The sequence below is a fragment of the Kitasatospora sp. NPDC087861 genome (assembly GCF_044742585.1).
Taxonomy (GTDB): domain Bacteria; phylum Actinomycetota; class Actinomycetes; order Streptomycetales; family Streptomycetaceae; genus Kitasatospora.
The window spans coordinates 489670-507388 of sequence record NZ_JBIUUS010000002.1 but is presented as its reverse complement, the minus strand read 5'-3'; the positions used below and the strand labels follow the sequence as shown (position 1 = coordinate 507388).

The following is a 17719-nucleotide window of genomic DNA, read 5'->3' as shown; positions in this document are numbered from 1 at the left end:
GGCCGCCCGCCGGACGTGACCCTTCTCACCCGAGGGCCCCCGGGCGCCCCGATCGTGTGGCCGGCGTCACAATCGGGGCCGCGGTGCCCGCGTCCCGCTCCGGGCCCGCGCCCCGGCGTCAGGGCGTCAGGACGATCTTGCCGCTGACGGTGCCGGACTCCGCCAGCCGCAGGGCCTCGGCGGCCCGGGCGAGCGGGATCCGGGCGGCGATGCGGGCGGTGACGTCGCCGCGGTCGACGGCGGCGAACACCTGGGTGAGGTCGGAGCGCAGGCGCGCGCGGAACCGGTCCCGGCCGAGGGCGCGGCCGGCCCAGATGTTGTAGAAGCAGGCGCGGCGGCCGTTCGGCAGGGTGTTCCAGAGCCAGGTGCGGGCGAGGATCTTCAGCACGGGCCACTGCTTGGAGCCGTCGTCGTCGCGGGTGGACGCGCTGCCGTAGGCGACGAGCGTGCCGCCGGGGGCGAGCAGGTGCCAGGAGTCGATCACGCTGCGCCCGCCGACGTGGTCGAAGACGGCGTCCACCCCGCCGGGCGCCAGCTCCCGGACCCGGGCCGCCACGTCCGCGGTGCGGTAGTCGACCGGGACCACGCCGAGCTCCCGCAGGGCCTCGTGGTGCCGGGCGGACGCCGTGCCGATCACCTGCACGCCGGCCGCCCGCGCCAGCTGGACCAGGACGGATCCCACCCCGCCACTCGCGCCGTGCACCAGGATGCGCTGCCCGGCGCGGACCCGGGCCCGGCCGTGCAGCATCTGCCAGGCCGTGATGCCGTTGACCACCACGGTCTCCGCCGCTTCGGCGGTGAGGCCGTCCGGGACGGGCACGGCGTCCTCGGCGTCGACCAGGACGTGGCTGGCCCACCCGCCGACCTTCACCAGCGCTGCCACCCGCTGCCCGACCAGACCCGGGTCGACGCCCTCGCCGGTGGCCAGCACCCGGCCCACCAGGTCGTAGCCGGGAACGAACGGGAACGGCGGCTGGTCGTAGTACCGCCCGCGGCGCATCTGCTGCTCGGCGAACGAGACGCCGCTCGCCTCCATGGCGATCACGAGCTGCCCCCGGCCGGCCGTCGGCACGGCTCCGTGGCGGATCTCCAGGCCCTCCGGGGTCACGATGCCGGGCAGGACGACCTCGACCAGGCGTGCGCTGTCCATGACGCGCTCCTTTTCCGTAGATGGTGTCGCTTCCGTTAGAAGTTATAACCGTCAGGGCGAGTGAGGGTCAAGAGGGAGAGTGATAACCTCTAACGAGACGTTGATGGTGTAGTCGTGAGGGCTGGAGGCGGGCGTGGCCGCGTCGGACGCGAGGACTCCCCGGGAGCGCTACCGCGCCCAGGTGCGGGAAGAGGTCAGGAAGCACGCCTGGGAGCAGATCGCCACCGCGGGGGCCTCGGCCCTGTCCCTCAACGCCATCGCCAAACAGATGGGCCTGAGCGGCCCGGCCCTCTACCGGTACTTCGCCAGTCGCGACGAGCTGATCACCGAGCTCGTCACGGACGCCTACCGCAGCCTCGCCGACACCTTCCGGGCCCGCGCCGCGGCCGGCACCGACCTGGCCGGACTGGTGGACACCCTGCGCCGGTGGGCCCTGGACGACCCCCAGCGCTACTTCCTCGTCTACGGGACCCCGGTGCCCGGCTACCACGCGCCCCAGGAGACCACCCGGATCTCCGGCGAGATCATGGCCGTCATCCTGGACGCCTGCGCCGCCGAGGAGCCGGCCGACGAGTCACCCGGCGCGCCGCCGTCCCCGCTCGACGCCCACCTCGCCGAACACCGGGCCTGGGCCGGACAGCACCCGGCCCCGCCGTCGGCACTCCGCCTGGCCCTCGCCTTCTGGACCCGCCTGCACGGCGTGCTCTCGCTCGAACTCGCGGGCCACTTCACCGGCATGGGGCTCGATCCCGCCGAGCTCTACGCCGCCGAGGCCCGCTCCCTCACCGGTCGCTGACGGCACGACGCGGGCCTGCCGTGCCCGCCCGGGAACTCGGCCCCGGGCGGGCACGGCAGGCGTTTCGTCACGCGTCGGAGTAGCTGAGGTCGCCCACCGTCCAACTGCTCACGTCGCCGATGGCGATGCGGTACATGCCGCCGGTGTGGGGAAGCCCGAAGTCGCCCTGCAGGATCCTCGCCCGGTGGAGGTGCAGGTGCGTGGGCCGGGTGGGTGCCACGGCGGAGGACGGGGCGAAGAGGGCGGCGAAGGGCTTCAAGTGCTGCGAGGTGTGCAGGACTTCCGACACCCGCTCGAACCAGAGGGCCATCGGCGCGAGCCTGCCGGTGATGACCGCTCCGGGTACCACCACGGTCAAGGACATCTGGTTGCTGTGCTCGGACTCCACCATGGCGGCGATGTCAACGAGGAGCTCATCAGAGTTCGACATGCCCCCAGACTATTGCGCCACCGGCGGCTTCGGGGGCCGCGCGTACGGTACGGTCCGCTGGACCTCCGCCGGGCGTCCGCCCGACGCCGCGTCGGACGTCCGGCGCAGACCGTGCGCATGGTCGCGCGCACGGCCGGCGCCTGGTGCCGGGGCCCGGGCCCTGGTGTCCCGGGGGGAACCCCGGGTCAGAGCTTCCACATCTCGGCGTAGGGCGGGATGAGCCGCTCCTGCCGGGAGCCGAAGTCGACGAGGACCGCGATGTCGCTGCCGTCCTCGACGTCGACGACCCGGCCGAGGCCGTGCTTGTCGTGGGTGACCCGGTCGCCCACGGCGAACCGTTTGCGCGGCACGTCGACCGGGGCTTTGAAGGGACTGGTGGGCAGGTGGCGCCGGACTGCCGGTGATTTCGTCATCCCGATCAGTATGCTCCGAAAAACCGTGGAGCGGACCCTTCCGGAGCGCCGGAAGCCCGCCGGGGTGGCGGCGCACCGCCAACCGGCCCGCGCCCGGGTGGCCCACCCGGCCGGAAAAATTCTCCGCCCGGCCCGCGCCTGCCGCGGTCGCGCCAACTGCCCTGGGGCCGCCGCCCGTTGCCGTCCGCTCCGGCGGGGCGGCGCCACCCGTGGGGGTGGGGTCCGGGAAACCTGATGCGGAATATCCACCGCGGGGAGCCCGGGCCTGCTACAGTCGATTTAGTTGCAGTAGTGGTTCCCATGAACTTTGTGTGCGCCTGCTGATGTATTGCAGGCGCATTTTTTGTTTTCCGGCTTTTCCCCGGCGGGTGCTCATCGCGGCGACTCGAAGTCCGCATGGTGCGGACCTCGTACAGTCTCTCGAAGGAGATTTTTTTATGGCTACTGGTACCGTGAAGTGGTTCAACGCGGAAAAGGGCTTCGGCTTCATCGAGCAGGAGGACGGCGGCGCTGACGTCTTCGCCCACTACTCGAACATCAACGCCAGCGGTTTCCGCGAGCTGCTCGAGGGCCAGAAGGTCGAGTTCGACGTCACGCAGGGCCAGAAGGGCCCGCAGGCGGAGAACATTCGCCCGCTGTAGTAGGTCTATGCCACGGCACTCGCCATGGCAGCGAGGGGCCCGCACCGCGCACACGCCCGGTGCGGGCCTTTCGGCCGTACCACCCCACCCCCGCCTCCGGCGGCCCCAGGCCGCTCCGGTGGCTCCGGCCCCGCGGTCCGCCGCCGGCCGCCGTTTCCGTGTGAGCCGCACTGCGCCGCCTGCGGACCGGTGCCCGCCCATCGGGCGGCTGCGCCGTCCAGGCCCCGCCCGGCCGCACCGTCCGAGCCCCGCCCGGCACATTCTCCGGCCCGTTTCTTGCGATCTCCGCGCGTCCGCGCAGTGGAGCCTCCCTCGCGACGTGCCGTCTCGAGGAAGGTTCCGTATGAACCGCCCCAATCGTCCCTCGCACCGCACCTCCCCCCGCCGATCCGTCGCTTCCGGCAGGGGTCAGGCGCGCCCCGCCCAGCGGGAGTTCGAACTCCCGGTCAGCTCCACCCCGGCCCTGCCCGCCGTCGAGTCGTTCGACGAACTGGACATGCCCGCGGCCCTGTTGAGGGTGCTGGCCCGCCAGGGCGTCACCTCGCCGTTCCCCATCCAGGCCACCACGCTGCCGAACTCGCTCGCCGGCCGTGACGTGCTCGGCCGGGGCCGGACCGGCTCCGGCAAGACCATCGCCTTCGGCCTGGCAGTCCTGGCCCGTACCGCCGCCCGTACCGCGGGTGGCAAGGCCGCCCCGGGCAGCCCGCTGGCCCTGGTGCTGGTCCCCACCCGGGAGCTCGCGCAGCAGGTCACCGAGGCGCTCACTCCCTACGCGCACGCCGTACGGCTGCGGATGGCGACCGTGGTGGGCGGCGTGTCGATCGGCCGCCAGGGCCAGGTGCTGAACCGGGGCGCCGAGGTCGTGGTGGCCACCCCCGGCCGGTTGAAGGACCTGATCCAGCGCGGCCACTGCCGACTGGACGACGTCAGTGTCGCGGTCCTGGACGAGGCCGACCAGATGGCGGACCTGGGCTTCCTGCCGCAGGTCACCGAACTGCTCGACCAGGTCTCCGCCGACTGCCAGACGCTGCTCTTCTCCGCGACCCTGGACCGCAACGTCGACCGGCTGGTGCACCGCTTCCTCAAGGACCCGGTCACCCACTCGGTGGATCCGTCGGCCGTCGCGGTCACCACCATGGAGCACCACGTGCTGCATGTGCAGAACTACGACAAGAACGAGGTGATCGCCCGGATCGCCGCCCGCGACGGCGGGGTGATCATGTTCACCGACACCCGGGACCGGGCGGACGGGCTGGTCGAGGCCCTGCTCGCGAACGGGGTGAAGGCGGCCGCCCTGCACGGCGGCAAGTCCCAGCCCCAGCGCACCCGCACCCTGGAGCAGTTCCGCACCGGCGAGGTCACCGCGCTCATCGCGACCAACGTCGCCGCCCGGGGCATCCACATCGACGGCCTCGACCTGGTCGTCAACCTGGATCCGCCGATCGACCACAAGGACTACCTGCACCGCGGCGGCCGCACCGCCCGGGCCGGCGAGTCCGGGACCGTCGTCACCCTCGTGCTGCCCAGCCAGCGCCGCCAGATGGCCCGCCTGGCGGCCACCGCGGGCCTCGCCCCCACCGCCACCCGGATCCACTCCGGCGACGACGAACTCGCCCGGCTCACGGGCGCCCGCGTGCCCACCGGCATCCCGGTCTCGATCCCCGACCCCGTCATCGAGCGCCCCCGCCGCCGCCCCAACTCCGCTGCCGGCGGCCGCCGCCGGCCCGCCGCCGCCTCCGGTGCCCGCCACCCGCGCCCGGCGCGGTCCGCCGGCCGGAGCTGATCGGGCGGATCGGCGGAGGCGTCTTGGCCCGGTCCGGCCCCGCGCTGTCGACAGCGCGGGGCCGGACGCGTGCTCAGGACCGCTTGGGCGGCAGCACGGCCAGGGCGAGGAGGATCACCAGGACGCCGCCGCAGGCGTTCCAGAAACCGTTCTCCAGGTCGCCGATGCCGAGCGAGCGCGGCGACAGCTCGCGGCCCTTCTGGTAGACCCAGAGCACGCCGGTGACCACCGCGACCACGCCGGCCAGGAGCAGGCCCGGGCGGGACCGCACCAGCAGCGCCAGGACCGCGATCGCCGCGGCGACGGCCAGGAGCAGGAACATCGACATGCCGGTCGAGGTGGTGCGGGTGGGCGACATGCCTCGGAACAGGTCGGCGACCGGCACGGACCTCGGATCGCTCTTCGCGTACCAGGGCTGAAACGAGCTGAGCACCAGCCCGGCCGCGCCGGCCAGGGCCAACAAGCTTGCTAGGACGGTTCGCATGGGACGGGACCCCCAGTTTCCTCTTGGTCGTGTCTCTCTTGTCGGCCGATCATCATCCTGATCGGCGCCCCCGCCTGGAGCATGCCATGTCAGGCCCGCCGATCGGTGCCCAACGGTCGGATCAGCGCCACGAGTTGGACGGCGTCCGGTCGTCGGTTGCCGGCGTCCGGCGGGCGCGGAGCCGTCGGGTCAGAAGATCGAGCAGCCGGAGAGGGTGGTGAGGGTGTCCAGGGCGGTGACGGCCGCGACCGAGTTGCCGGCCTGGTCCAGGCGGGGGCCCCAGGCGCAGACCGCGGCCCGTCCGGGCAGTATGGCGAGGACGCCGCCGCCCACGCCGCTCTTGCCCGGCAGCCCGACCCGGAAGGCGAACTCGCCCGCCGCGTCGTAGGTGCCGCAGGTGAGCAGCACGGCGTTGACGCGCTTGGCCTCGCTGCGCGACATCAGCCGGGTGCCGTCGGCGCGCACCCCGTACCGGGCCAGGAAGGAGCCGGCGAGGACCAGGTCCCGGCAGCTGGCGGACACCGCGCAGTGCGCGTAGTAGTGGTCGAGGACGGTCTCGACCGGGTTCTCCAGGTTGCCGTGGCTGGCGATGAAGTGGGCCAGGGCGGCGTTGCGGTGGCCGTGGTCGGCCTCGGACGCGGCCACGACCGGATCGGTGTCGATCAGCGGGTTGCCGGACTCCCGGCGGAGGAACGCGCGGACGGCCCCGGCGGCGTCGCCCGTCATGGTCTGCAGGCGGTCGGTGACCACGAGGGCGCCGGCGTTGATGAACGGGTTGCGCGGGATGCCGTGCTCGCTCTCCAGCTGCACCAGCGAGTTGAAGGGGTTGCCGGACGGCTCCCGCCCCACCCCGCGCCAGACGGTGTCCCCGCCGTGGGCCATGGCCAGCGCCAGGGTGAAGAGCTTCGACACGCTCTGGACGGAGAACGGCCGCTCCCAGTCCCCGATTCCGTACAGCTCGCCGTCGACGGTGGCCACCGCCATGCCGAACGCGTCCGGTTCCACCGTGGCGAGGGCCGGGATGTAGTCGGCGACGTGCCCCTGGCCGCTGGTCGCCCGCGCGGCCGCCGTGGCGGCGTCCAGCAGCAGCCGGTAGTCGAGGGTCTCTCCGGCGGGCATACCGTTCAACGCTGTTCCTCCATGAGCACGAGCTTCATCACGATCACGGCCGCGGCGCCGACCGTGACCTGGTCCGATGAGGATTATCCGTGCTCGCGCCGCCGGTGCTGGTCGCGCCCGGATTCGGGTGGGGGCGGGTCGGCGCGCGGCGTGACCGGGGACGTGTCATGACGGGTCGGGGTCGAAGGCCGTCAGCAGGTTGGCGACCAGGGGGTTCCGGTCGTTCCTGCGCCAGGCGACGGCGACCCGGGTGCGGGTGCCGCCGGGGGTGAGGCGGCGGAAGACGATGCCGTTGAGCCGGATGTGCCGGATGCTCGCCGGGGCGAGGGTGACGCCCAGGCCGGCTTTGACGAGGGCGCACATGGTCTGCCATTCGACGGCGTGCTGGGTGATGCGGGGGGCGAAGCCGGCGGCGGTGCACAGACCGATGATCTGGTCGTGGAGCTGCGGGCCGACCTCGCGGGGGAGGAGGACGAAGGGGGAGTCGGCCAAGTCCGCGAGGTGGACGGTCCGTTGGGGGGCCAGGGGGTGGGCGGTCGGGAGCACCGCCACGAAGGGTTCGGTGAGGACCGTCCGGAAGTCGAGGGCGGGCTCGTCGACGGGAGGCTCCCGGAGCAGTCCGATGTCGATGGCCTGCTCGTGCAGGGCGGCCAGTTGCGGGGCGCTGGTCATCTCGTGGATGTCCAGGTGCACGTCGGGGTACCGGTGCCGGAAGGTCTGCAGCAGGCCGGGCAGGACGGTCAGGGCGAGGGAGGCGGCGAAGCCGATCCGCAGGCGGCCGGCCCGTCCGCTGCCGACGGCCCGGGCGGCGGCGAGTCCGGCGGTGAGGTCGGCGAGGGCCCGCTGGGCGGCGGGCAGCAGTTCGCGGCCGACCGGGGTGAGGGTGACGCCCGCCGGAGTGCGGTGGAACAGCGGGTGGCCGACCTTGTCCTCCAGCCGGCGGATCTGCTGGCTCAGCGGCGGCTGGGCGATGCCCAGGCGGGCGGCCGCGTCGCCGAAGTGGAGTTCCTCGGCGAGCACGAGGAAGGCGTACAGCTGCGGCAGGGGGAGTTCCGGTCGGTCCATACGCCCAGGGATATCAGGTCATGCCGTGGGGTGTATTGGACGTATGGCCGGCGTCTGCCTAGCGTTCGGCGCATGACAGAGCGACGTTCGATTCTCAGCGGTTCGACCTTCGAGGAGCAGATCGGCTACGCCCGCGCCGTGGTCGACGGCGACCGGGTGCACGTGTCCGGGACGACCGGGTTCGACTACACCACGATGACGATCTCCGAGGACGTGGTGGAGCAGGCCGAGCAGTGCCTGCGGAACATCGGGGCCGCGCTGGCGGAGGCGGGCTGCACCTTCGCGGACGTGGTGCGGGTGCGCTACCTGCTGCCGGAGCGGGCCGACTTCGAGCCGTGCTGGCCGGTCCTGCGGCGCTGCTTCGGCGAGGTCAGGCCGGCCGCGACGATGCTGGTGTGCGGCCTGGCCGACCCTCGGATGCGGATCGAGATCGAGGTCGATGCGCGCAGGAGCGACGGGTAGCGGGGTTGCCGATCGCCGGCCCACCCGGGCCAGCCGCAGGCGCACGTGGTCCCGCCGACCGCCGACCGCCGACCGCCGGCTTCCGGTGCCGGCGGCCTGGTCGTGAAGTCGGCTGCGGTGGGGTCGGTGACCGTGCGTCAGGGGGCGGAGCTCGGCGCCTGGACGGGTGGGCCGGTGAGCAGGGTGCCGTCGTCGGAGTACGGCCAGCCGTTCGGCACGCAGCCGTGCAGGCCCTTGATCTGCTGCATCATCACCGGTGCCGGCGCGCCCGCGCCGGGGCAGTCGACGTGGCCGTACCCGAGGATGTGGCCGACCTCGTGGTTGACGGCGAGCGCGTGGTACAGCTCCGGCTTTCCGGCGTAGAACTCCGACAGCTCCGTCCAGCGCTTGAGGTTGATGACGACCTGGTGGCTCACGCCGCAGTTCACCCAGCCGCCGGTGTCCAGACCGTACTGGCCGCAGATCCGGTCGGTGGTCGCCGGGGTGGCCAGGTAGACGGTGAAGTCCACCGGGTCGGCGGGCATCCGCTGGAAGGACGCGGTGTTGCCGGCGGCCCAGCCGTGCTGGACGTTCCCGAGGATCGCGTCGACCTCGGCGGCGAACTGTCCGGGGCTCTCGGCGAGCCCGTTCTCCGCCCGCACCTTGTAGCGGTACAGGTGCTCGCCGGTGCCGAAGCGGGGCGAGCCGCCGGCGGCCGTGGTGAACTCCATCGGCTTCTGCCGGTCGCCCGGGGCCCATGGGTGCCACCACACCAGGCCGGCGGTCACGGCGGCGACCACCACCAGGGCGAGGGCGCCGTGCCAGAGCCGCCGGCGCCGGGATCCGAGGAGGCTCTTCATCGGCCGCCCCCCGTCGCGAGGCGGACCCTCGTCTCGGTGGCCTGGCCGGGTCGGGCGGACTCGCCGCGTATGGAGGAGTGGGGCGTCAGCGGGGACATGGCGGTGAACAGCTCCTGGACGGGGTGGGGCGGGGTCGAGTGGACGAAAGGCGCCACAGGGAGGAACGGGCGAAAGCGGGCCGCCAGTTCAGACGGCCGCCCGCCGTACCGCCGCGGCCGGTGCGGGTGATCAGGCCCGCGCCCCGGTGAGCCGGTCGGCGGCGCCCCAGTCGGGCGCGCGGCCCGGTCGGTTCCCGGAACCACTCGATGGTGCCATCCGTGCGGCGTGTCCGTGGGCCCCGGGGGTCGGTTCCGCTGTGGTGGTGCACGGTGATCACCGGCCGGGCTTGCCCGTGTCGTCCTACCTCGTCCCACTTCGTGTCAGCTCACCTCACGTCATCGGAGGCACCGCCATGTCCATCACCACCGTTCTCGCCGTCGACGGAATGAGCTGCGGCCACTGCGAGAAGACGGTCAGCGCCGGGTTGGCCGCCCTCCCCGGCGTCACCGGGGTCACCGCCGACGCGCCGACCGGCCGGGTCACGGTGGCCTCGGCGCAGCCGCTCGACGACGCCCTGGTCCGCGGCGCGGTCGACGGGGCGGGCTTCACCCTCGTCGACCGGCGCTGACCCGCGCCGGAACCGGCCACCGGGCCCGTCCGGCCCGGCTCGCCCGCCCGGTCTGCCGGGCCCGCTCCGCCCGCCCGGTCCGCGAACCGGGCGGGCCGGGCTGGGATCAGCCCATGCTCTTCGCGCCGTCCAGGGACTCCCGGATGATGTCGGCGTGGCCCGCGTGCTGGGCGGTCTCGGCGACGACGTGCATCAGCACGCGGCGGGCCGACCACTCGGCGTCGGCCTCGAACCACGGGGCCTTCGGCAGCGGCTGGGTGGCGCCCAGGTCGGGGAGGGCGGTGACCAGGTCGTCGGTGCGGCGGGCCACCTCGGCGTACTCGGCCAGGACGCCGGCCAGCGTCTCGCCGGGCAGCATGCGGAACTCGTCGGCGCGGCGGGCGAGGTCGGCCTCGGTCCAGGCGGTGAAGTCGGGCATCGCCGACGGGCCGTCCACGATGAAGTCCGCCCAGATCCGCTCGACCGAGGTCACGTGCTTGACCAGGCCGCCCAGGCACAGTGCGCTGGCGGTGGTCCGCAGGCCGGCCTGCTCGTCGGTGAGGTCGCGGGTGGTGAAGCGCAGGAAGTGCCGCTGCTTGGCCAGGGCCGTCAGCAGGTCGGCGCGCTCGCCGGTGGCGGTGTGGCTGTTCGGGGTCGTGGTGGCGGTCATGGTGCCGGCCCTTCGTTCGGTTCTTGCTCCTTCGGACAAGGTCCACGCTACGAGCCATTGCGGTCACTTTCCGGCCTGAATTCCCCGAGAATCGGAGTCATGGCGAACACCAGCACCCGGACGCTGCGACTGCTCTCCCTGCTCCAGACCCACCGCTACTGGCCGGGCGAGGAACTGGCCGACCGGCTCGGGGTCTCGATCCGCACCCTGCGCCGCGACATCGACCGGCTGCGCGAACTCGGCTACCCCGTCGAGGCGCAGCGCGGCGTCGACGGCGGCTACCAGCTCGCGGCGGGCGCGGCGCTGCCCCCGCTGGTGATCGACGACGAGGAGGCGGTGGCGCTCGCCGTGGGCCTCCAGGCCGCCGCGGAGAGTCCGGTGGAGGGCGTCGCCGAGGCCTCGGTGCGGGTGCTGGCCAAGGTGGCGCAGGTGATGCCGGCCCGGCTGCGGCGCCGGGTCGAGGCGCTGCGCGCGGTGACCGTGCCCGTCGGCGAGGGCGCCGTCGCCGCCCCACCCGTCGATCCGGACCGGCTCACCGTGGTCGCGCTGGCCTGCCGGGACACCGAGCGGCTGCGCTTCTCCTACACCGCCGCCGACGGCCGGCGCGCCGAGCGGCACGTCGAACCGCACCGGCTGGTCTGCCTGTACCGCCGCTGGTACCTGGTCGCCTACGACCTCGACCGGCAGGACTGGCGCACCTTCCGGCTCGACCGGCTCAGCGCACCGCAGGGCAGCGGCGCCCGGTTCGGGCCCCGCGAGCTGCCCGCCGCCGACGCCGCCGAGTTCGTCCGGGCCGGGCTCAACGGTGTGCGCCGCCCCCACCGGGTGGCGGCGCTGGTGGATGCCCCGGCCGCGACCGTGCGGGAACGGGTCGGCCGGTGGGGCGCCGTCGAGGAGGTCGACGCCGGGCGCTGCCGGTTGGAGATGACCGCCGACTCCCTGGAGTGGCCCGCCATGGCGCTCGGCTCGCTCGGCGCGGAATTCCGCGTGCTCGGCCCGCCCGAACTGCTCGCCCTCGTCGAGGAGTGGGGCGAGCGGTTCGGGCGGGCGGCGAGGGGCGGGGTGGCGGAGTAGGACGTCGGACGGCCCGGGGGCAGCGCGGGCCGGTGGCGAAGGCGTCCGCGGTGGACACCAGGATGCCCTCGCCCGCGAGGACGGCCGCGACCCGGTCGGGCCGCTGGTGCTCCGCCAGGCCCAGCCACACCAGGTACGAGGCCGGGTGCGCCGTCACGTCCAGACCGGCCAGCGCGGTACGGGCGATGCGCTGGCGGGCGGCGGCGTCCGCACGGCGGTGCCGCTCCAGGCGCGCGACCGTGCCGTCCGCGAGCCAGCCGGTGGCCAGCGCCGTGACCAGCCCGGGTGCGCCCCAGGCCGCTGCGCGCAGGCTGCCGGTCGCGGCCCGCAGCAGGCGCCCGGGCAGCACGACCGGGTCATCCGGCACGCGCCGACCGCGGTGGCCGCCTGCCTGCGGGCCGTCACCCGCGGCATCAACCTGCCGACCGACGAGGGCCTCGCCGTCGAGGCGGCCTGCTTCGCGGCCACCGTGCCCACGGACGGGGTACGGGCGGGGCTCCGGCGCTTCCTCGACCGGCCGGCTGAGGGCCCCGGAGTGTGACGGCAGCCCCCGGGTGAGGCTCAGTCCGCCCGGGGTCGCCCCGCGGAGTGTTCGGCGACGGTGTCGGCGAAGGCGCGGGCCAGCGGGGAGAGGGTGTCCCAGCGGCGGACGGCCCAGCCGGCCGTCAGGACGGGCAGTGCGGGCAGGGGCAGCAGCCGCAGGCCGGGGTGGCCGGGGCCCTGCCACTGCGGCAGGGCGGGGACGACGGCGTGGCCGAGGCCGAGTTCGGCCAGGAGGATCGCGGTGTCCCAGTCCGCGACGCTGGTGTCGAAGACCGGCCGGATGCCCGACCTCCCCAGCCAGGAGTCGAGTTGGGAGCGGGACACCGAGTTCTGCGGCAGCCCGATGAGCCGGGTGTTCTGGAGGTCGGCGGGCTCGATGCGTTCCCTGGCCGCCAGGGGGTCGCCGGTGGCGACGGCGAGCACCCAGGGCAGCTCGACGACCGGGCGCTGCTCGATCCCGCGCACCGGGGCGCCGAGCGTGATCCAGGCCAGGTCCACCCGGCCGGCGGTGAGGGCCTCGAAGCAGCTGCGGCTGGAGACCTCGGTCTGGAACTCCAGGCTGACCTGCGGGAAGCGCCGGCGGTAGTCGACGACGGCGGCCGACATGAAGTGCCGGATGCTGGTGGCGCCGGTGGTGATCCGTACGGATCCGCCCTCGCCGCGGGCGAGTTCACCGATGCTGCGCAGCGCGTGGTCGATGCCGCCCAGACCGGTGGCGACGGCCGACTGGAGGAGGCGGCCGGCCTTGGTGGGTGCGACCCCCCGGGGATGGCGCTCGATCAGGGTGAGGCCCAGCTCCCGTTCGAGTCGCTTCACGTGCTGGCTGACCGCGGACTGCGTGCACGACAGGTCGCGGGCCACGGCGCTCAGTGAGCCGGCCCGGCAGACCGCGGCGAAGACGCGGAGGTCGTCGAGAGTCACGATGACCCAAGGTATCGCTTGGAGGTTCCCCAGCAAACCGGTGGATTGACTTGGGTGTTCGGCAGGATCGATCATCGTTGCAGGGCCCAGGGCGGCAACCCGTCCGTTGTCTTCGCCGCGTTCCGGACGCACAGGCGGGGACACGGCGGGTGCCGACCCGCACCGCCTGGCCGGTCGGCCGGGGTGCGCTGCCAGGGCCTGTCCGGCGGATCTTGCCGGGCCCGCCCTAGCCCTTCCTCCTGGCGGCGTTGATCGGTTGTCTACTGCCCGCCGGTCTACTGCCGGTACCGCGACCGCGTCGCCGCTTCGGGCGGCCTCGCACCGGACCACCGCCTCGCACCACGGAAGAAGACACACGTGATCGCCCTTGCCGTCCTCGGGTCGAATGCCAACGCCGTCCGCGCCGCGGGCAGACTCGCCGCAGTCGGCTACGCGGTCCGCACCTGGGGTGCCGGAGACAGCGGCCCCGCCGGCCACCGCCGCCTCGCCCACCCGACTCCCCGTGCGGCCGCCAGCGGGGCCCATGGGCTGCTGACCTGCATCGAGGAGCCCGACTACCTCCGCGAGGTGCTGACCCACCCCCGCACCGGCGCACTCGACACCATGGAGTTCGGCGCCTGGTGGCTCAACCTGGCCCCGGCCACCAGCGAGACCAACGAGGAACTCCGCCTGCTCGCCCGCGAGTTCTCCCTCGGCTACCGGCACACCCCGCTCCTCGGCGGCTACGGCCACCTGCTGGCGATCGGTCCCGCCGCCCATGACTACCGCGCCCGCGCCTTCTGCGACCCCATCCTCGGAGCCGTCGCGCCGCTGATCCGCCCCGACACGGCGGCCGCCCACCTCGCAGTGGCCGCCCTCTCCAGGGCGCTCTCCACCGAATCCGTCCTCGGAGCGCTGGAACTGCAACTGGGCGACGTCGAGACCGCCGTACTGATGTCCGGCCGGAACCCGGCACCGTAGGGCCTGGGCAAGCAGAACAGCCCGCCGGCGGAGCCGGCGGGCTGTCGCGCGGGACCGAAGTCAGCGCGGCTTCTTGAAGCCCAGAGTCGTCGCGTCCTTCCGGGTGTAGATGGTGCCGTCCGTGTCCTTGCTGAAGTCGCCGACCTTGGCGGCCGTGCGAACGCCAGAGGATCGCCATCGCCCACCGGATGCCCACCATCGAAGCGGCGGACACCGTCGTCATGCTCTCGAACGGCACGGCCTCCGCCGCCGGAACGTACGCCGAACTCCTCCACACCCACCCGGGCTTCCAACAGCTGTGCGGGCACTGATGGATGCGGCAGGCCGCCACTGAGCAGTGGCGGCCTGCCGCGGGGCCGCCGGGTGTCAGGGGTTCGTGGTGACGGTGAAGCCCTCGGGGGCGTGGAGGGTGATGGCTCCGGTGTGGTCGATGGTGACCTCGATGGGCAGGCCCGCCACCGTCAGGCCGGTGATCTGCAGGGACTCGTACCCGGCCGGGGCCTGGGCACGGACGCGCAGGCGGCGGTTGGGTGCGTCGGCCTCCAGGCCCAGCAGGGCCTGCAGGACCTGGACGGAGGCGGCGGCGGCCCAGGCCTGCGGGCGGCAGGACGCCGGGTAGGGGACGGGGCGGGCGTACTGGCTGCGGGGGTAGCCGGCGAACAGCTCGGGGAGGCGGTGGTCGAACGCCGCCGACGCCCGGACCAGGCCGGCCGCCAGCGGCGCGGCGGCGTCGTGCAGGCCGGCGCGGGCGAGGCCGTGGACGGCGATGGCGCTGTCGTGCGGCCAGACCGAACCGGTGTGGTAGCCGAGCGGGTTGAAGCCGGTGGCGTCGGCGTCCAGGGTGCGCAGGCCGAAGCCGCTGTCCATGCCGGGGGCGGTGAGCCGCCGGGCGACCAGGGCGCTCTCCGCCGGGTCGAGCAGGCCGGTGCCGAGGAGGTGGCCCATGTTGGAGGCTATCGAGTCGACCTTGCGCTTGTCCCCGTCGAGGGCGACCACCGGGTACGGGCCGTGCGTGTCCTCGGTCCAGAACCGGTCGCGGAAGCGCTGCCGCAGGTCGTCCGCCCACTGCCGCCAGCGGTCGGCGCCGGGCCGGCCGAAGGCGTCCAGCAGCGCGGCCGCCGCGACGGCCGCCTCGTAGGCGTAGGCCTGGACCTCGCTGAGCGCGATGGGGGCGTCGGCGATCCGGCCGTCGCGGAAGCGGATGCTGTCGGAGGAGTCCTTCCAGCCCTGGTTGGAGAGTCCCTTGCCGGAGCTGTCCACGTACTCCAGGAAGCCGTCGCCGTCCGCGTCGGCGTGGTCCGCGAGCCAGGCGAGGGCGGCCTCGGTGTGCGGCAGCAGCTCCTCGACCTGGTCCTCGGGCATGCCCCAGCGCCAGGCGTCGTGCAGCAGGGTGAGCCAGAGCGGGGTGGCGTCGGCCGTCCCGTAGTAGCAGGGCGGCAGTTGGGAGCCGGCGTCGAGGTGCTGTGCGTCGCGGCGGACCTCGTGGAGGATCTTGCCGGGCTGCTCCTCGGTGGCGGGGTCGACGGCGCGGCCCTGGCGGCGGGCCAGGGTGCGCAGCGTCCCGGCGGCGAGTTCGGTGCCGAGCGGGAGCATCATCCGGGCCGCCCAGAGGGAGTCGCGGCCGAACAGGGTGAGGAACCAGGGGGCCCCGGCGCCGAGGAAGTGGTCGGCGGGCCGCAGCGGGTCGGTGAGCAGGAGCCCGCGCAGGTCGTGGTGGGAGCGGGTGATCCAGTGCGCGAGGTGGTGGTCGCGGCCGGTGACCTCGGGGGTGCGCCAGGGGGCGGCGTCGGCGGGCGGCGCGGGGAAGAGGTCGCCGTCGCGGTGCTCGGCGGTGCATTCCAGGACGGCCTGCCAGCTTTCGCCGGGGGCGAGTTCGAGGTCGAAGCCCAGGGTGCCGGTGCCGCCGTCGGCGGTGAGGTGGTCGGGCGCCGGCCGGACGGTGAGGGCGGCGGCGAGCGGGCCGTCGTGCCAGCGCAGGCCGTTCCCGTCGGCGGTGGGCGGGATGGGCTCACCGGCGCGGCCGGCCTTGACGGTGTCCATGGCGGCGAAGTCGCTCTCCGCGCGCAGCTCCAGGCGCAGGCGGGCGGTGCGGCCCCCGGCGTTGCGGACGGTGTAGCGCTCGACGAGGCGCCCGGGCCGCAGTTCCCGGCGGCGCTCCAGGGTGACGGCGGGGTCGGCGGTGAGCTCGGCCAGGCCGCGCAGCACGGTCACGAAGGAGGCCTGCCCGTCCTCGCCGTGCGTGGTGGCGACGGGGGCGTTGGGGAGCCCGGCGACGCAGGCCTCCAGGCGGGAGAGGATCCGGCGGTCGCCGTGGTAGAAGCCGTCCGCACCGCCGCCGATCCGCCCGTCCGGGCGCGAGGCGCAGAAGCTCGGGGCGGCCACGGAGAGCTGGGCGTCGTGCAGGAACGGCTGCAGGTCGATCGCTGACATGGGCTCGACATCCTCGTTTTGGGGCTTGACAGTTGCTTCCACTCGGGCGCAACCTTTCTGCCATTGGAGCGTTCCAAAAACATTAACCCCCCTGGTGGGGCCAATGGAACACCCATTTGGAACGCTCCAAGTTTTGGAGCGCTCCACCGGAAGCGCTCCGTGAGGAACGCTCCACGCGAACCACCGATCGAGACCGACCCTGGGACCGCCGCCATGCCTGCAACTCCATCGACCACGCCGAAGGCGGGCGCCTCGGTGACCCTCGAAATGGTCGCCGCCCGCGCCGGCGTGGCCCGCCAGACGGTCTCCAACGCGATCAACTCCCCCGAGCTGCTCCGCCCGCAGACGCTGGAGCGGGTCCAGCGCGCGATCGACGAGCTCGGCTACCGGCCGCACCGCGCCGCGCAGGCGCTGCGCACCAGAGCCAGCAAGCTCATCGGCTACGGCATCCGCTCAAGTCAGGCGGGCGTCCCGACCCCGGTGCTCGACCAGTTCCTGCACTCGCTGTCCGAGGCCGCCGACCAGGCCGGCTACCGGGTGGTGCTGTTCGCCGTGACCCCGGGCGACGACGAGCTCACCGGCTACCAGCAGCTGCTGGACGAGCACGGCGCGGACGGCTTCGTCCTCAGCGGCACCGACCGCGGCGACCGCCGCCAGGGCTGGCTGCACGAGCGCGGCGTCCCGTTCGTCGCCTTCGGCCGGACCTGGTCCGGCCGGGACGTCGGCGACTGGGTCGACGTCGACGGCGCCGCCGGGACCTCCGCCGCCGTGCGCCACCTCGCCGCCCTGGGCCACCGGAAGATCGGCTTCCTCGGCTGGCCCAAGGGCTCCGGCGTCGGTGACGACCGCGCCCGCGGCTGGCAGAGCACCATGCGTGAGCTGGGCCTGCCCACCCGGGGCCGCCGGGTGGAGAGCCCGGACGACCCGGCCAGCGCCGCCGAGGCCGCCGAGCGGCTGCTCGCGGGCGGCGTGACCGCCGTCGTCGCGGCGAGCGACACCCTGGCGCTCGGCTGGTACCAGGCGCTGCGGCACGGCGGCCGCACCCCCGGCGCGGACGCGGCCGTCATCGGCTTCGACGACTCGCCGATCGCCCCCCTGCTCTTCCCCTCGCTGTCCAGCCTCGCCCAGCCGCTCGACGCGGTCGGCCGCGAGTGCATGCGCCTGCTCCTCAACCGGCTGAGCGACACCCGGCGCCCCACCGAGCACGTGCTGCTCGCCCCCGAACTGGTCCTACGCGAAAGCGTGTGACCCGCCGGCCGCGGGGCTGGTCCCGCGTGAACACGTGTGACCCGC

At 73.9% G+C, this 17719-nt stretch carries 20 protein-coding genes; 10 read left to right on the top strand and 10 right to left on the bottom strand.

Annotation, left to right across the window (positions count from 1 at the left end):
* Positions 1-118: 118 nt before the first annotated feature.
* Entirely contained in the window at positions 119-1150 is a 1032-nt protein-coding gene (locus tag ACIOJE_RS04955; RefSeq protein WP_280682656.1) for a medium chain dehydrogenase/reductase family protein, read from the bottom strand.
* 133 nt (positions 1151-1283) lie between these two features.
* Between ACIOJE_RS04955 and ACIOJE_RS04950 the strand changes: the two genes are divergently transcribed.
* The gene (locus ACIOJE_RS04950; RefSeq protein ID WP_280682654.1) at positions 1284-1946 is read left to right on the top strand and encodes a TetR/AcrR family transcriptional regulator; all 663 of its coding nucleotides are present in this window, start codon (positions 1284-1286) and stop codon (positions 1944-1946) included.
* 67 nt (positions 1947-2013) lie between these two features.
* Here the strand turns inward: ACIOJE_RS04950 and ACIOJE_RS04945 are convergent, their stop codons facing one another.
* Both ACIOJE_RS04945 and ACIOJE_RS04940 read right to left on the bottom strand, forming a co-directional pair.
* The gene (locus ACIOJE_RS04945) at positions 2014-2376 is read right to left on the bottom strand and encodes a hypothetical protein (RefSeq protein ID WP_280682652.1); all 363 of its coding nucleotides are present in this window, start codon (positions 2374-2376) and stop codon (positions 2014-2016) included.
* A 185-nt stretch (positions 2377-2561) separates the two neighbouring features.
* Entirely contained in the window at positions 2562-2789 is a 228-nt protein-coding gene (locus tag ACIOJE_RS04940) for a hypothetical protein (RefSeq protein WP_280682650.1), read from the bottom strand.
* A 437-nt stretch (positions 2790-3226) separates the two neighbouring features.
* Here ACIOJE_RS04940 and ACIOJE_RS04935 point away from each other — a divergent pair, with 437 nt between their 5' ends.
* Entirely contained in the window at positions 3227-3430 is a 204-nt protein-coding gene (locus tag ACIOJE_RS04935) for a cold-shock protein (RefSeq protein WP_280682648.1), read from the top strand.
* Positions 3431-3773: 343 nt separating this feature from the next.
* Positions 3774-5213: a DEAD/DEAH box helicase gene (locus ACIOJE_RS04930; protein WP_400773352.1), complete on the top strand. Its 1440-nt coding sequence runs from the start codon at positions 3774-3776 to the stop codon at positions 5211-5213.
* A 73-nt stretch (positions 5214-5286) separates the two neighbouring features.
* On the opposite strand, the gene ACIOJE_RS04925 is transcribed toward ACIOJE_RS04930, so the two are convergent.
* The 3 genes from ACIOJE_RS04925 to ACIOJE_RS04915 form a co-directional block, all read right to left on the bottom strand.
* Complete coding sequence (locus ACIOJE_RS04925; protein ID WP_280682645.1) at positions 5287-5697, bottom strand: hypothetical protein; 411 nt, start codon at positions 5695-5697, stop codon at positions 5287-5289.
* Between the two features lie 189 nt (positions 5698-5886).
* Positions 5887-6816: a glutaminase gene (locus ACIOJE_RS04920; RefSeq protein WP_280682732.1), complete on the bottom strand. Its 930-nt coding sequence runs from the start codon at positions 6814-6816 to the stop codon at positions 5887-5889.
* A 165-nt stretch (positions 6817-6981) separates the two neighbouring features.
* Positions 6982-7881 carry a LysR family transcriptional regulator gene (locus ACIOJE_RS04915; protein WP_400773350.1) on the bottom strand — a complete coding sequence of 300 codons (900 nt, stop codon included), beginning with the start codon at positions 7879-7881 and terminating at the stop codon, positions 6982-6984.
* Positions 7882-7953: 72 nt separating this feature from the next.
* Between ACIOJE_RS04915 and ACIOJE_RS04910 the strand changes: the two genes are divergently transcribed.
* Positions 7954-8343 (top strand): RidA family protein, encoded by a 390-nt coding sequence (locus tag ACIOJE_RS04910; protein WP_280682640.1) that lies wholly within the window; start codon positions 7954-7956, stop codon positions 8341-8343.
* A gap of 137 nt (positions 8344-8480) precedes the next feature.
* On the opposite strand, the gene ACIOJE_RS04905 is transcribed toward ACIOJE_RS04910, so the two are convergent.
* A complete protein-coding gene (locus ACIOJE_RS04905) occupies positions 8481-9182 on the bottom strand; it encodes a DUF3152 domain-containing protein (RefSeq protein ID WP_280682638.1) in 702 nt (233 codons plus the stop codon).
* A 451-nt stretch (positions 9183-9633) separates the two neighbouring features.
* On the opposite strand from ACIOJE_RS04905, the gene ACIOJE_RS04900 reads away from it, so the two are divergent.
* Positions 9634-9849: a heavy-metal-associated domain-containing protein gene (locus ACIOJE_RS04900; RefSeq protein ID WP_280682636.1), complete on the top strand. Its 216-nt coding sequence runs from the start codon at positions 9634-9636 to the stop codon at positions 9847-9849.
* Between the two features lie 106 nt (positions 9850-9955).
* Here the strand turns inward: ACIOJE_RS04900 and ACIOJE_RS04895 are convergent, their stop codons facing one another.
* The gene (locus ACIOJE_RS04895) at positions 9956-10498 is read right to left on the bottom strand and encodes a DinB family protein (RefSeq protein ID WP_400773347.1); all 543 of its coding nucleotides are present in this window, start codon (positions 10496-10498) and stop codon (positions 9956-9958) included.
* 99 nt (positions 10499-10597) lie between these two features.
* On the opposite strand from ACIOJE_RS04895, the gene ACIOJE_RS04890 reads away from it, so the two are divergent.
* Complete coding sequence (locus ACIOJE_RS04890) at positions 10598-11572, top strand: YafY family protein (RefSeq protein ID WP_280682632.1); 975 nt, start codon at positions 10598-10600, stop codon at positions 11570-11572.
* A gap of 145 nt (positions 11573-11717) precedes the next feature.
* Positions 11718-12113 carry a hypothetical protein gene (locus tag ACIOJE_RS04885; protein ID WP_400773345.1) on the top strand — a complete coding sequence of 132 codons (396 nt, stop codon included), beginning with the start codon at positions 11718-11720 and terminating at the stop codon, positions 12111-12113.
* A gap of 20 nt (positions 12114-12133) precedes the next feature.
* Here ACIOJE_RS04885 and ACIOJE_RS04880 read toward each other — a convergent pair whose 3' ends face one another.
* On the bottom strand, positions 12134-13036 hold the full coding sequence (locus ACIOJE_RS04880) for a LysR family transcriptional regulator (RefSeq protein ID WP_280682628.1): 903 nt from the start codon (positions 13034-13036) through the stop codon (positions 12134-12136).
* 357 nt (positions 13037-13393) lie between these two features.
* Between ACIOJE_RS04880 and ACIOJE_RS04875 the strand changes: the two genes are divergently transcribed.
* Together ACIOJE_RS04875 and ACIOJE_RS04870 are read left to right on the top strand one after the other, a co-directional pair.
* On the top strand, positions 13394-13996 hold the full coding sequence (locus tag ACIOJE_RS04875) for a hypothetical protein (protein ID WP_280682627.1): 603 nt from the start codon (positions 13394-13396) through the stop codon (positions 13994-13996).
* Between the two features lie 188 nt (positions 13997-14184).
* Entirely contained in the window at positions 14185-14307 is a 123-nt protein-coding gene (locus ACIOJE_RS04870) for a hypothetical protein (RefSeq protein ID WP_400773343.1), read from the top strand.
* Between the two features lie 55 nt (positions 14308-14362).
* Here the strand turns inward: ACIOJE_RS04870 and ACIOJE_RS04865 are convergent, their stop codons facing one another.
* Positions 14363-16426, bottom strand: a complete 2064-nt coding sequence (locus ACIOJE_RS04865; RefSeq protein WP_400773341.1) for a glycogen debranching N-terminal domain-containing protein — start codon at positions 16424-16426, stop codon at positions 14363-14365.
* A 213-nt stretch (positions 16427-16639) separates the two neighbouring features.
* Between ACIOJE_RS04865 and ACIOJE_RS04860 the strand changes: the two genes are divergently transcribed.
* A complete protein-coding gene (locus tag ACIOJE_RS04860) occupies positions 16640-17674 on the top strand; it encodes a LacI family DNA-binding transcriptional regulator (RefSeq protein ID WP_280682621.1) in 1035 nt (344 codons plus the stop codon).
* Positions 17675-17719: the final 45 nt, after the last annotated feature.